This window comes from Streptomyces jumonjinensis, assembly GCF_009600885.1.
GTDB lineage: Bacteria > Actinomycetota > Actinomycetes > Streptomycetales > Streptomycetaceae > Streptomyces > Streptomyces jumonjinensis.
In genome coordinates this window covers 1-12,695 of the sequence record NZ_VCLA01000155.1, presented here as the reverse complement: position 1 = coordinate 12,695, position 12,695 = coordinate 1, and the positions used below count along the sequence as shown (strand labels likewise).

The window sequence follows — 12,695 nt, the reverse complement described above, 5'->3', positions numbered from 1 at the left end:
CCTTCTCGTCGGCGTGGGCCCGCCCCCGGCCGCACAGCCGGTCGGCGGCTCGTCAGTAGGCGGCGGTGACGCTTGTGTCCCGGCGGCTTGCATGCCAGGGGAGCAGCAGTTTCTCGGCCGCCTCGACCAGCGCGAAGAGGATCACGCCGATGAGCGACATCACGAGCAGCCCCGCGAAGAGCATCGGGGTGTCGAGGTTTCCGTTGGCCTGGAGGATGACGTAGCCGAGCCCTTCGTTCGCACCGACGAACTCGCCGACGACGGCGCCGGTCACGGCGAGTGTGACGGCGACCTTGAGCCCGGAGAAGAGATACGGCAGCGAGGCCGGGAAGCGGATCTTGACGAAGGTCTGCCAGGGGCTCGCGCCCATGGTGGCGGAGAGCTGGAGCATCTCCGGGTCGACCGCCTTGAGCCCGGTCACCATGGAGATGACCACGGGGAAGAAGGCGATGAGCACGGCGATGAGGATCTTGGGCGCGACACCGAAGCCGAGCCAGACCACGAACAGGGGCGCGATGGCGATCTTGGGGACGACCTGGGCGATCAGCAGAATCGGGTAGAGGGTCCGCTCCACGGTGGACGAATACACCATGATCACGGCGGTGAGCACTCCGACGGCGGCGGCGAGCGCGAAGCCGATCAGGGTCTCGTAGGTCGTGACCCAGGTGTGCTGCCAGAGATAGTCCGCCTTCCCCGTCAGTACGTCGAAGGTCGCCGCGGGTGAGGGAATGAGATAGGGCTCGACCAGTTCGGCGGCGGCGACCGCCCACCAGACGCCGGAACAGGCCAGCAGCAGGGCGGCGGGACGCCAGCTCCGCTCGGCGGCTCTGGTGAGCGGCCCCTTCCGCCGGACGGCTCCGGCCGCCGCCCTGCCGGGCGGGGCGTCGGTGGCGCTCTGACTCACGGTCAACTCCTCCGGTCTCCGGAGTGGTCAGGGCATCGGCCGCGGGCCTCCGCGTCCCAGCGGGCGTCATGTGATCGCCGGGCCGTCCGCGCGGTCCCGGATCACACCGCCCGTGCGAGACGACGGGGGACGGTCCGGCCTGTTGGACAGTGCGGTCCGGTGGAGGTCCGACCTGTTGGACGGTGCGGTCCGCTGAACGGTGCGGCATTCGGAGAGGACGGGAGAACACCGGCAGAAAGCGCTTTCCGACGGAGCGTCGCCACGCTAATGACTGCCTGTGCACACGGTCAATAGGCCGGCCCGAAGTTTCGGCGGGCCCCGGCTGACCGAGGGTGCCGGGGAGTGTCGTCGGCCGCCCGGCCTCCGCCTCCCGACAGCCTCTTCCGGCCAAGGGCGTCGCGAGGGCGGGCCGGAGCTGTGTGGCGGGACGGGGCAAGGCATGGGTTCCCGACACTCCGGAGCTCGGCGCAGAGGCGAACCGGACGGTGGTGCGGAAGCTTTCGGCGAACGTTTTGGAGCAGCAGGTGTGAAATCAGCTCGCGTTCAGCGGTTCGCGCGCCCCGGAACATGACGGGAGGACCCCCGGCTTTCCCCGGCATTACCCGCATATCAGGGCGAAGTCATGACGCCCCTCACCGTCGACAACGGGGCGCGCGGTTCAAAGTGCGCCCTTTTGTGCGCTGTTCGCAACCACTCTTGTCTTACATGCTGCTGAAAGCCCCCACGCGCCGGTACGGCTGGTTCTGCACTCCAATCGCCCTGCTCAGATGCGTCCACTTCCGTCCAGGTCTATGCCGTATCGGTTCTTCAGATGGTGCCGGATGTCGTATCTGTGCACGCCTGAGACGTCTTGCCGTCGCTCGGTGCCTATGCGCCGAGAATCCATCGCTCCTGGCATGTGGCACACAGAACCACGGAGGGAATGCCGTACACGGCAGTAACCGAGGTGGTCGGCCCTCGGCACGGGGATCTCTGCCGACGTACCACCTGCTCGAACAATTGCCCGAGCAGGCGTTTCACAGAGGAAGGCTCGCGATGGACGGGTACTTCACCAGTCGGCTTCACCATCAGCTACGCGGCAACGTCCGGGACTTCGCCGAGAGGGAGGTGCGCCCGCGGATCCCCGCCATGGAGGCTTCGCGCTCCGCGCATCTGGAGCTCTCCCGACTGATAGCCCGACAGGGCTGGCTCGGGGCCACGATCAGCCGCGATCACGGGGGAATGGGGGCGGGACACCTCGCCAAGACGATCATCATCGAGGAGCTGTCCCGGGTGAGCGGGGCGATGGGCGCGATGGTCCAGGCATCCCAGCTGGGCGTCGCCAAGATCCTTCATTTCGGCAGCGAGGAACAGAAGAAGGCATGGCTGCCGCTCATCGCGGCGGGGGAATGCCTGCCGACGATCGCCGTGACCGAGCCGGAGTCCGGCGGCCATGTGCTGGGCATGAGCGCCACCGCCGTCCGGGACGGCGATGAGTACATCCTCAATGGCCGAAAGGTGTATGTCGGCAACAGCCATGTGGGCGATCTGCATGGGGTGGTGGTCAGAACCGGACCCGGGTCGGGAGGGCTGACGGCGTTTCTGGTCGAGTCCGATCGCCCTGGGTTCAGCACCGGAGAGCAGCTCCCCTCGCTGGGACTCCACGGTTTCAGCTTCGGGGAGCTGTACTTCCGTGACTGCCGCGTCCCGGTGCGCAACCGCCTCGGCGAGGAGGGCGACGGGCTGAGCGTGGCGTACTCCTCCAGCGTGCTCTACGGGAGGGCGAATCTCACCGCCGTATCGCTCGGCATCCATCAGGCGATCCTGGACGAGACCACGGCGTTCTGCGCACAGCGGTACCGCTATGGCAAGCCGCTGCACGATCTGCCGTCCATCAAACTCAAGCTGGGCAAGCTCCAGTCACGGCTGATGACGGCCAGGCTCGCCGCGTATCACGCGGTGTATCTGCTCGATCAGGGGCTGCCGTGCGACGCGGAGCTGATGAACGCCAAACTGATCAATGTCGAGTCGGCGATCGACTCGGCGCGGAACGCGATGGAGATACACGCGGCGGCCGGTCTCTTCACCGACCGGCCCATCGAGCGCTATCTGCGCGACGCGCTCCATATGTTCGCACCGGCCGGCACCTCCGACATCCAGCTGCTGCGCCTCGCCGAGGTGGCGCTCGGCACGGCGAAGGGACAGTGGTCGCAACGGCTGTCCGAAGCGGTCCGGCTGGAGGCGGCCGTCTGAGGGGGCGCGCGGTCCGAGCCTGAGACGCGGTCCGAGCCTGAGACGCTCGACAGCCCGCCCCGGACGTCATGACCGATCCCGGCCGCTTCAGCAGATCCGGCCGTTCGGCCGCTTCCGCCGACCCGGCTGAAGCGGCTGGGCCGACGCCGGCCCGGCGGTGGCTCCCCGGGGAGAGCGGGGCGGAAGCCCGGGAGCCACCTGCCGGACCGTGCTCAGATCCCGCGGTCCTCGCGCCGGTGGATCTGCCCGACCAGTTCGGCGGCGAGCGTCTTGATGGTCTCCAGCCCCGCCCGTCCCCAGGGCCTCGGCTCGGTGTCGACGACACAGATCGTGCCCAGGGCGATACCGGTGCGATCGATCAGCGGCGCGCCGAGATAGGACCGGATGCCGATCTCGTCCACCACCGGATTCCCCGCGAATCGCGGATAGTCGCAGACGTCCTCCAGCACCAGTGCTTTGCGCCGCACCACCACATGCGGGCAGTAGCCGTGGTCACGGGCCATGAAACGGCTCACGGCGCCGCTGGACGCGGCAGCCGCCGTCAGATCGCAGCCCTTGTGCGCACCGGAGGGGGTGTGCAGTCCGGCGAAGTACTGCCGGTTCTCGTCGATGAAGTTGACCATGGAGTACGGCGCACCGGTGACCGCCGCGAGATGGTCGGCGAATCGGTCGAAGTCGGGGTCCGGGCGGTCCCCGAAGCCGAGCTCACTCAGCCTGCGGACACGAGCCGGAGCCTCCGGGTCGATGGGCGTCAGCAGCAGATGGCCGGTCGGGTCGTACATCATGTCGGTGCTCCGTAGCTCGGTGCCGGGGACGGCGCCGCGGCGGTGTTCAGCAGATGCTGGACCAGCGTGACCAGCGTCCCGATGCTCGAACTGGCGATCCGCGCGTCGCACATCACCACCGGCACATGGGGTGTGAGGTCGAGCGCGGCCCGCACCTCGTCCGGTGTGTAGCGGTAGGCGCCGTCGAATTCGTTGACGGCCACGACGAATCCCATGTCGCGGCCCTCGAAGAAGTCGACGGCGGAGAACGAGTCCTGGAGGCGGCGGGTGTCGGCGAGGACGATCGCGCCGAGCGCGCCCCGGGACAGCTCGTCCCACATGAACCAGAAGCGCTCCTGGCCGGGGGTCCCGAAGAGATAGAGCACATGGCGCTCGTCGAGGGTGATCCGGCCGAAGTCCATGGCGACGGTGGTCGTGGTCTTGGACTCGACTCCGTCCAGATGGTCCGTGGCCATGCTGACCTGGGTCAGCAGCTCCTCCGTGCTCAGCGGCTCGATCTCGCTGACCGCGCCCACGAAGGTGGTCTTGCCCACCCCGAAGCCTCCCGCGACCAGGATCTTCAGGGCGGTGGGGAAACCGTCGCCCGCGTCGGCGCCGCCGGACGCCGCGGCGTCGTGGGAACGGTCGGCCGCGGGGCGGCGGCCGTCCGGGGAGGGCGCCTCCGAACGGCCGGCGGGGGAACGGGCGTGGTCGGCCTGGGAGCGGCCGACGTCAGAGCTGTCGACTTCAGAGCCGTCGTCGTAGGCCATCGAGCACTGCCTCCAGCAAAGAACGGTCGGTCGGTGTGTCATGGCCGCGGGGCGCCCGGGTGGTGATCGCCCCGCAGTCCACGAGGTCGGAGAGCAGCACTTTGGCGACGGCCGCGGGGAGTCCCAGATGAGCCGCGATCTCGGCGACCGAGATCGGGCCGCCGCAGAGGCTCAGAGCGAGTGCGTGCTCGGGTCCGAGGGTCTCCTCGGGCGCGGTCCCGGTGGCCATCACCAGGGAGAGCAGATCCAGTGCGGCGGTGGGGCGGGTACGGCCGCCGCTCACCGTGTACGGCCGGACGAGCCGGCCCGCCGCGTCGTCGAGCAGCGGCCCGTCCTGGGGGGCCGGCACCGTCAGTGACCCGCAACGCTCGGCGTCCCGGTCTGTGCTCTGGCCGGGGTGGTGAGATAGGGCCGTACGCTTTTGACCAGCATCGCCATCTCATAGCCGAGGACGGCGGCGTCCGCCTCGCCGCCCGCGAGCACGGCCAGGCAGGTGCCGGAGCCCGCGGTCGAGACGAAGAGCAGGGTGGAGTCGAGTTCCACCACCACCTGGCGTACCTCTCCCCCGTCGCCGAACCGGGCTCCGGCGCTGCGGCCCAGGGAGTAGAGGCCGGAGGCGAGCGCGGCCATATGGTCGGCGCTGTCGGGTTCCATCCCGTGGAGGGATTTCACCAGGCCGTCGGAGGAGAGCAGTACCGCACTGCGGGTGTACGGCACTCGCTGGACCAGACCGCTGAGCAGCCAGTCGAGGTCCGGGAGTCGGCCGTTCGGCGCGTCGCTCGCCATGGTGCATCTACTCCTTGGAAGGGTTGTCGTGGCGCTGCGGTCGGGGGTGGGGGGCGGCGGCGACCGCCGGGGAGGAGTGCGCCGGCGCCTCGGCGAGCTGGATGCCCCGCCGGAACGCGGCCATCAGACCCGGGTCGTGGACGGCGTGGTCATCGTCCCTGCGGGGCGCGGGGCCCCTCCTCAGCTGCGGGACTATGTGTTCCTGGCTGCGCCGTCTGGGGAGTTGCGGGCGGTCCGCGCCGGCGTCGGGGCGCACCAGCCCGATGGGGACCACGGGCAGGCTGGGGCGCTCGGGCGCCGCCGGGTTCCGCGTCCGGGCGCGGTGGCCCGCGCCGGGGCGGGCGTCGGCCGGGTTGGGACGGTCGACGTGCTCGGCGCGTACGGGCAGCGGGGCGAGGCTCCGGGGGGTGCTGTGCGCCGGGGAGGAGCGCCGGTCCGGCGGGGGCGGGAGCGGGCGGGAGTGCTGCGGGGGCGGTACGGCGGGCGACTGCCGGGGGATCCCGGCGGCCGGTGCGGGCACGACGGGCACGGCGGGCTGGTCGAGACGGCGTACCATCCCGGCGACGGGGGCGGGGCCGGCGTGCTGGAGCCCTCCCGAACCGGCGCCGAGAAGGCACTGCGGCAGGACCAGCACGGCCTGGACGCCGCCGTAGATGTTCGACTGGAGACGTACCGCGATGCCGTGTCTGCGGGCCAGCGCGGAGACCACGAAGAGGCCGATCCGCCCGTCCTGGAGCAGCCGTGCGACATTGACCTGGTCGGGGTCGGCGAGCAGGGCGTTCATACGGTTCTCTCGTCCAGGTGCATGCCGAGCCCGCGGTCCTCGACCTCGACGGCGATTCCGGCCGTGACGTGCTGGGCCCGGAGCAGCACCTGGGTGTGGGGTGCGGAGAACACGGTGGCGTTCTCCACCAGTTCGGCCAGCAGATGGATCACATCGGCGACGGCGTGACCGCGCAGGGTGCCGTCGATGGGCGGCACCAGTTTGACCCTGGGGTACTGCTCGACCTCGGCGATGGCGGAGCGGAGCACCTCGGTCATGGTGACCGGGTTGGACCACTGGCGGCGGGAGATGGCGCCGCCGAGGACGGCGAGATTCTCCGCGTGGCGGCGGATCCGGGTGGCGAGATGGTCGACGTGGAAGAGGCGTTTGAGCAGCTCCGGGTCCTCGACCTCGTTCTCCAGCTCGTCCAGCAGCTGGATCTCGCGCTGGACCAGTGACTGGAGCCGCCGGGCCAGATTGACGAAGACCTCCAGCTTCTGTTCGTTGCCGACGCTGCTGGAGAGCTGGGACGCCTGGACCACGGCGGCCACCGCGGTCTCGTGCGCCCGGCCGAGGTCCTCGGCCAGCTGGTCCAGTTCGTCCCCGTCCGGGGGCGCGGGCCGGTGGGCGGCGGCGGGGGACGGCCCCTCGCCGCGCCGCAGCTGGTCGACCACGGTGAGCAGATCGGACTGACGGCGTTCGGTGGACCGGCGCAGCGCGGTGCAGCGGTGCAGCAGGGACGCTGCCATCCGGTCCGCGCCGAGGGCCGCGGCGGCGACGGCGGCCATGGCGAGCGCCGCGGTGGCGGTGAGCACGGTCCACAGGGCGGCGGTCGGCTGGGGCGCTGTGCTGTGGACGGTGAAGGTGACGGCGGTCGCGCCGCTCAGGGCGGCGACGAGGGTGGGCAGCACCGCTGTGCGGAGCAGACGTGGGCGGATGCGGCTTTCCGGTGAGGGGAGCGGGGGACGCGGTCTGCCCACCGGGGCGGGGTGGGTGCCTGACCGGCCGTGGCGCCCGCCTCCACGGTGGTCCGGCCGCGTGGCGGGTGCGCGTAATGGAGACATCGGCGTCCTTGGTGCGTGGGGGGTCCCGGGGTTCGGGGTACTGCGGGGGATGCGGCGTTGCTGAGTGCGAGGGTCCGGCGGGGACAACGGTGTTCCGGCTCGGGCGAGATGAGCCCACCGTTGATCACTGGCCACACACGGTAGTCGTCCAACGAGGGTGAGTGATGAGTAGTTGACAAAGTTCCCCGCTATTCATCCCGCTCTGGTATGAGGACCCGTACTCCGGTACGAAAAAACCCGAGTTGATCTCGGCCCGGGACGGGGGTTCGCTCGGGACGCGGGTTCGCTCGGGACGCGGGTCCGCCCGGGACGCGGGTCCGCCCGGGACGCGACGCGGCCCCCGCCGGATGGGCGGGGGCCGCACGGTGGACACGGGGGGGGACGGGATCAGGCGGTGGGCGCCACCTCGGGGCTGCCGGTGCTCTCCCCCTTGCCGCCGCCTCCGGCGGAGGGCACGCCGGCGCCCGGGGACCGGGTGAGCGCGTCCGCGCGGTCGTCGTCCCCGGTGCGCCGGCCGGGGGCGGCGACCGCACGCCACCAGGGCTCGGCCGGGAGGGTCGCCGAGGTCGGCTCGAAGGGCTCGCCGGGCCTGGGCAGCGCGATCCGCGCGCCCGTGTCGGCCGCGGCCGTGACCGTGCCCTCGGCGGGCTCGGACCAGGGGTGCGGCGCGAGGTTGAAGGTCCCCCAGTGGATGGGCAGCATCACCCCGGAGGGCTCCGGGCCCTGGAGGTCGAGATGGGCGCGCATGCCCTCGGCGGGCGTCATATGGATATCGGGCCAGTACTCGCTGTAGGCACCGATCTGGATCATGGTGGCGTCGAAGGGGCCGTGCTGTGCGCCGATGTCCCGGAAGCCGGGGAAGTATCCGGTGTCCCCGCTGTGATAGATCCGGTGCACGGGGCCCGCGACCGCCCAGGAGGCCCACAGGGCGTGCTGCTGGTTGCGCAGGCCGCGTCCGCAGAAGTGCCGGGCGGGGGTGGCGGTGAGCGTGAGGCCGGAGACCTCCGTCGTCTCGTTCCAGTCGAGTTCGCGCAGCCGGGCGGGGGAGACGCCCCAGCGTTCGAGATGCGCGCCGACGCCGAGCGGGACCGCGAAGACCGTGCCGGTGGCGGCGAGCGCTCTGACGGTGGGCAGATCGAGGTGATCGTAATGGTCGTGGGAGATCACCACGACGTCGACGGGGCCGAGAGCGGCGAGCGGCGCCGGTACGGGGTGGAGTCGTCGGGGGCCGGCGAAGGAGAAGGGGGAGCACCGCTCGCCCCAGACCGGGTCGAACAGGATGCGCCGCCCGTCGATCTCGGCGAGCACGCTGGAGTGGCCCATCCAGGTGAGGCGGAGGCCCGATGCGGGGGGCTGGGCCAGATCGGTGAGGGTGCCGGGATGGAGCGGCACCCGTCCCATGGGCGTGCGCCGGGCCCTGGCCTCCTTGCGGAAGTAGATCCTGGCGAACTCCAGCATGGACGCTCCGGACGGTCTGGTCCTGGCCCCCACCGGGTTCTGGAAGGTCCCGTTCACGAAATTCGGCGAGCTCCTGATCCGCTGGAGCCGGGCGCCGGCGGGGTCGGCGCCGAACGCCGGGGGTCTCAGCGAGCGCAGCCGGGATCTCAGCGGGTGGGGGAAGCCAGCGCCGGTCACGGCACCTCCAGGTGTCGGGTCTTCTCATTATGTGTACGGCCGCCACGGTTGGAGGCTGGAATTCCGCCGCATGGGAGAACCGGCCGTGTGGGAGATCCGGCCGCCCGGTGACGGGCATCCGGTGACGCGCATCCGGTGACGGGCGCCGCCACCGGAGGCCCGTCGCGGTCCGCTCCGATCCCGCCGGGTTCCCACGATGAGGGCAACGCGCACCCCCGCCCCGGTGTTCCTGGCGGCGCGGATCACGGCGGGGCACGGCCGGGACCGGGTCCGGCCGGGGTGCGCCGGCGGGCTCCGGCCTGCATCGGGCCACCATTGCTGACGATCATGTTGACAATGGAGTCGACCTCTCCGAATACTGACCGACGGTTCAGTTACTCCCTCTGCGCCGCAACTGGAGGCAGCATGCCCGAGCTCTCTGCCGAGCCGACCCCGTGCGAGGCCGGAGCCCCTGTCCCGGCCCGGCCGGACGGCTCCCGGCCGGTGGCTCCCGCACCGGATGGGAGCGCTCCGCTGCTCTCCCTGACCTGGACCGACCATGTCACCGGCTGCCAGGGCCATCTGGTCGTCGACCGGCTCGTCCGCGGGGTCTCCAGCGGAGGTCTGCGGATGCGCGCGGGCTGCACCCTGGACGAGGTGACGGGGCTCGCCCGCGGCATGACCATGAAAGAGGCCCTGCACTACGCCCCGGACGGGAAGTACATCCCGCTCGGCGGTGCGAAGGGAGGCATCGACTGCGATCCGCGGGACCCGCGCGCCTATGGGGTTCTCGTCCGCTATCTACGCGCGATGCGCCCGTACATCGAGACGATATGGACCACCGGGGAGGACCTCGGCCTCACCCAGGACACGGTCGACCGGGCCATGGCCGAAGCCGGACTGGTCTCGTCCGTCCAGGCCGTCTACCGGCTGCTGGACGACGAGAGCGCGGCCCGGCGGCGGCTCGCGGACGCCTTCGCCGTCGAGGTCGACGGCATCGGACTCGATGAGCTGGCCGGCGGCTGCGGCGTCGCGGAATCGGTGCTCGTCGCCCTGGACCGGGCCCAGGTCCCCTACGCCGGCACCCGGGTCTCCCTCCAGGGGCTGGGGACGATGGGCGGGGCGACCGCCCGGTTCCTCTCCCGGGCGGGTCTGCGGATCGTCGCCGTCGCCGATGTCAAGGGCACCATCGCCAACCCCTCGGGCCTGGACGTCGAGGCGCTGCTGTCCGCGCGGGACGCGTACGGCACGGTCGACCGCGCGGCGCTCGGTCCAGGGGACCGGGAACTGCCGGGCGACGCATGGCTGTCGGCCGACGCCGAGGTGCTGGTGCCGGCGGCCGTCTCGTACACCATCGACACCGACAACCAGTCCCTGGTGCGGGCGCGTTGGATCGTGGAGGCGGCGAACATGCCGGTGCTACGGGAAGCGGAGGAGCTGCTCGCACGCCGGGGAGTGACCGTGCTGCCCGATGTGGTCGTCAACTCCGCCACCAACGCCTGGTGGTGGTGGACCCTCTTCGGGGACATCACGGCCAACGCCGACGACGCCTTCGCCCACACCCGCCGGTCGATGCGTGAGCTGGTCGGCAGGGTGCTGGCACGGGCCGAGGCCGATGGCACCACGCCCAGGGCGGCGGCCCACGCCATCGTCGCCGAGCGCCTACCGGTGATCGTCGAACGCTTCGGCTGGTACGGCTGACGCCCGCCGGCACCGGTCCGCCCCGACGCCGCACGGCCACAAGCGGAATCCGCGGCCGGCGCTCCCGGCCCGTTCCCGGGGAAAGAGCCGGGCGCTGTGGTGTGTCCCGCGCCAAGATCAGCTGTGTAGGGTGAGCCCGTGGCAAGAGTCCGGTTGACCGTGGCGCAGCGGCGTGAGGAACTCCTCGGCGCCGCCGTCGAGCAGATCGAGAAGCGCGGTGTCGCGGCCCTGCGGATAGCCGATGTGGCGGCGGCCCTCGGCGTGAGCAACGCCCTGGTGCTGTACCACTTCTCGACGAAGGAGAAGCTCGTCGCGGCGGCCTTCAACCATGCCGCGGACGGGGATCTGGCCCATCTGCGCAAGCTGCTGGGCCGGCGCACCTCGGCGCTGCGCAGGCTGCGGGCGGCGGTGCGCTGGTACGCCCCGACCGGCACGGCCAAGGGGTGGCGGCTCTGGATCGAGGGCTGGGCGGTGGCGCTGCGCGAGCCCGCGCTGCGGGAGGTCGCCCGCGATCTCGACCGGCAGTGGAAAGCGGCGCTCACCGAGGTCATAGCCGAGGGCGCGGCCAACGGCGAGTTCTCGTGCGACGATCCGGCGTCGGCCGCCTGGCGGCTGACCGCGTTCCTCGACGGGCTCGCCGTGCAGATGACGTCGTACGCGGGGTCGCTCTCCCGCACGGCGATGCTGGCGTGGACCGATGAGGCGCTCGCCCGCGAGCTCGGGCTCGACCGCGACGCCCTCACCTCCGCCCTCCGCTGACCCGCCCCCTTTGACGGCTCCCCCGGCCGAACGGGGACCCCGGTCGTCCGGGTTCCCGCCCGGCCGGTCTCCGTCCCCCGGGAGGCGCCCCGGCCCGGGTCAGAGCGGAAGCAGATCCGGCCGCTTCGCCTCGACATGGTCTCCGGAGCTCTCACCGCGCAGCCGGCGGCCGATCCAGGGCCCCAGATGCTCACGCGCCCAGGTGATGTCGTCGCGCCGCACTTCCAGCGTGCCGCGCGGCGGCAGCGGCGGCCACGGCTGATCGGGGTCGGCCGGGATCTCCAGACCCAGCACCTGTGCGGCGCGCAGCGCGACCCGGGTGTGTCCCTCGGGGGACAGATGGAGCCGGTCGGTGTCCCAGGCCCGTCGGTCCTGAACCGATCTCAGGGACCACAGGTCGAGCACCGGACAGCCGTAGCGGTCGGCGATGGACCGTACGTGTGCGGTGTACATGGCGACCTTGCCGCGCAGATGGCGGAGCACCGGCACGCCGCGGGTGTCGAATCCCGTGGTCACCATCACCGTGCCGACCGCGTTGGTGAGATCGGCGACGGCGCGCTCGAAGCGCTCGGCCACATCGTCGGGGTCGCTGCCCGGCCGGATGATGTCATTGCCCCCGGCGCAGAACGTGACCAGGTCCGGGGCGAGTTCCTTCGCCCTCGGGACCTGCTCCTCGACGATCTGGTCGAGCAGCCGGCCGCGTACCGCGAGGTTGGCGTACCGGAAGGTGTGCTCCGGTCTCCGGTCGGCGAGCAGTGCCGCGAACCGGTCCGCCCAGCCGACGAAGGTTCCGCCCGGGCCCGGGTCGCCGACGCCCTCGGTGAAGCTGTCACCGATCGCCGCGTACGACCCGATTCCGCCCATTGCTTCTGTTCTCGAATCGTCTGCCACAAGAACTCATCTTGTCCTCATGGATGTGACCTACGCGACCGTAGGGAGGGGTTGACGCGGGGTGATCTTTACCACCGGCCGATATCGCTCACCAGGGAATACGCCCGGACCCCCTCGCGGGACGAAGGGGTCCGGGTGATCATGACGCTCGACTCAGAGGGAGACGCCGTACTGGCGCAGATACTCCACCGGGTCGACGTCCGAGCCGTAGGACGGGCTGGTGCGGATCTCGAAGTGCAGATGCGGGCCGGTGGAATTGCCGGTGGAACCGGAGAGTCCGATCTGCTGCCCGCCGCTCACGCTCTGGCCCGCGGAGACGGAGAGGGAGGAGAGATGGGCGTACTGCGAGTACTTTCCGTCGCTGTGCTGGACGACGACCTCGTTGCCGTACGCGCCGTTCCAGCCCGCGGAGACCACGGTGCCCGGACCCACGGACCGTACGCCGGT

11 protein-coding genes and 1 pseudogene are annotated in these 12,695 nt (G+C 71.2%); 3 read left to right on the top strand and 9 right to left on the bottom strand.

The window, feature by feature from the left end; translation table 11 throughout:
- Positions 1-52 precede the first annotated feature (52 nt).
- Positions 53-904, bottom strand: coding sequence for an ABC transporter permease (locus FF041_RS20145; RefSeq protein ID WP_323372199.1), 852 nt, complete (start codon positions 902-904; stop codon positions 53-55).
- Positions 905-1,939: 1,035 nt separating this feature from the next.
- Here FF041_RS20145 and FF041_RS20140 point away from each other — a divergent pair.
- Positions 1,940-3,136, top strand: a complete 1,197-nt coding sequence (locus FF041_RS20140; protein WP_153524089.1) for an acyl-CoA dehydrogenase family protein — start codon at positions 1,940-1,942, stop codon at positions 3,134-3,136.
- 212 nt (positions 3,137-3,348) lie between these two features.
- Here FF041_RS20140 and FF041_RS20135 read toward each other — a convergent pair whose 3' ends face one another.
- The 6 genes and pseudogenes from FF041_RS20135 to FF041_RS20110 all read right to left on the bottom strand — a co-directional run bounded on the left by FF041_RS20135 (position 3,349) and on the right by FF041_RS20110 (position 8,918).
- Entirely contained in the window at positions 3,349-3,921 is a 573-nt protein-coding gene (locus FF041_RS20135; protein WP_153486044.1) for a GAF domain-containing protein, read from the bottom strand.
- Entirely contained in the window at positions 3,918-4,670 is a 753-nt protein-coding gene (locus FF041_RS20130; RefSeq protein WP_153524088.1) for a GTP-binding protein, read from the bottom strand. Before FF041_RS20130 ends, FF041_RS20135 begins: the two co-directional genes overlap by 4 nt.
- Entirely contained in the window at positions 4,648-5,019 is a 372-nt protein-coding gene (locus FF041_RS20125; RefSeq protein WP_323392245.1) for a DUF742 domain-containing protein, read from the bottom strand. Before FF041_RS20125 ends, FF041_RS20130 begins: the two co-directional genes overlap by 23 nt.
- A gap of 2 nt (positions 5,020-5,021) precedes the next feature.
- On the bottom strand, positions 5,022-5,456 hold the full coding sequence (locus FF041_RS20120; RefSeq protein WP_153486039.1) for a roadblock/LC7 domain-containing protein: 435 nt from the start codon (positions 5,454-5,456) through the stop codon (positions 5,022-5,024).
- 7 nt (positions 5,457-5,463) lie between these two features.
- Positions 5,464-7,283: pseudogene (locus FF041_RS20115) on the bottom strand (ATP-binding protein).
- A gap of 387 nt (positions 7,284-7,670) precedes the next feature.
- Positions 7,671-8,918: an MBL fold metallo-hydrolase gene (locus FF041_RS20110; RefSeq protein ID WP_323392243.1), complete on the bottom strand. Its 1,248-nt coding sequence runs from the start codon at positions 8,916-8,918 to the stop codon at positions 7,671-7,673.
- 405 nt (positions 8,919-9,323) lie between these two features.
- Here FF041_RS20110 and FF041_RS20105 point away from each other — a divergent pair, with 405 nt between their 5' ends.
- Positions 9,324-10,598 carry a glutamate dehydrogenase gene (locus tag FF041_RS20105; protein ID WP_153524086.1) on the top strand — a complete coding sequence of 425 codons (1,275 nt, stop codon included), beginning with the start codon at positions 9,324-9,326 and terminating at the stop codon, positions 10,596-10,598.
- Positions 10,599-10,736: 138 nt separating this feature from the next.
- Positions 10,737-11,357, top strand: coding sequence for a TetR/AcrR family transcriptional regulator (locus FF041_RS20100; protein ID WP_323372136.1), 621 nt, complete (start codon positions 10,737-10,739; stop codon positions 11,355-11,357).
- A gap of 99 nt (positions 11,358-11,456) precedes the next feature.
- Here FF041_RS20100 and FF041_RS20095 read toward each other — a convergent pair whose 3' ends face one another.
- Both FF041_RS20095 and FF041_RS20090 read right to left on the bottom strand, forming a co-directional pair.
- On the bottom strand, positions 11,457-12,221 hold the full coding sequence (locus FF041_RS20095; protein ID WP_153524085.1) for an SGNH/GDSL hydrolase family protein: 765 nt from the start codon (positions 12,219-12,221) through the stop codon (positions 11,457-11,459).
- Positions 12,222-12,401: 180 nt separating this feature from the next.
- On the bottom strand, positions 12,402-12,695 hold a 294-nt coding region (locus tag FF041_RS20090; protein WP_153524084.1), incomplete at its 5' end, for a M23 family metallopeptidase.

What these genes read in the sequence shown, in the direction of transcription:
- FF041_RS20130 (WP_153524088.1), bottom strand. Translation starts at nt 4,670, where the DNA reads ATGGCCTACGACGACGGCTCTGAAGTCGACAGCTCTGACGTCGGCCGC.
- FF041_RS20120 (WP_153486039.1), bottom strand. Translation starts at nt 5,456, where the DNA reads ATGGCGAGCGACGCGCCGAACGGCCGACTCCCGGACCTCGACTGGCTG.
- FF041_RS20140 (WP_153524089.1), top strand. Translation starts at nt 1,940, where the DNA reads ATGGACGGGTACTTCACCAGTCGGCTTCACCATCAGCTACGCGGCAAC.
- FF041_RS20095 (WP_153524085.1), bottom strand. Translation starts at nt 12,221, where the DNA reads ATGGGCGGAATCGGGTCGTACGCGGCGATCGGTGACAGCTTCACCGAG.
- FF041_RS20135 (WP_153486044.1), bottom strand. Translation starts at nt 3,921, where the DNA reads ATGATGTACGACCCGACCGGCCATCTGCTGCTGACGCCCATCGACCCG.
- FF041_RS20105 (WP_153524086.1), top strand. Translation starts at nt 9,324, where the DNA reads ATGCCCGAGCTCTCTGCCGAGCCGACCCCGTGCGAGGCCGGAGCCCCT.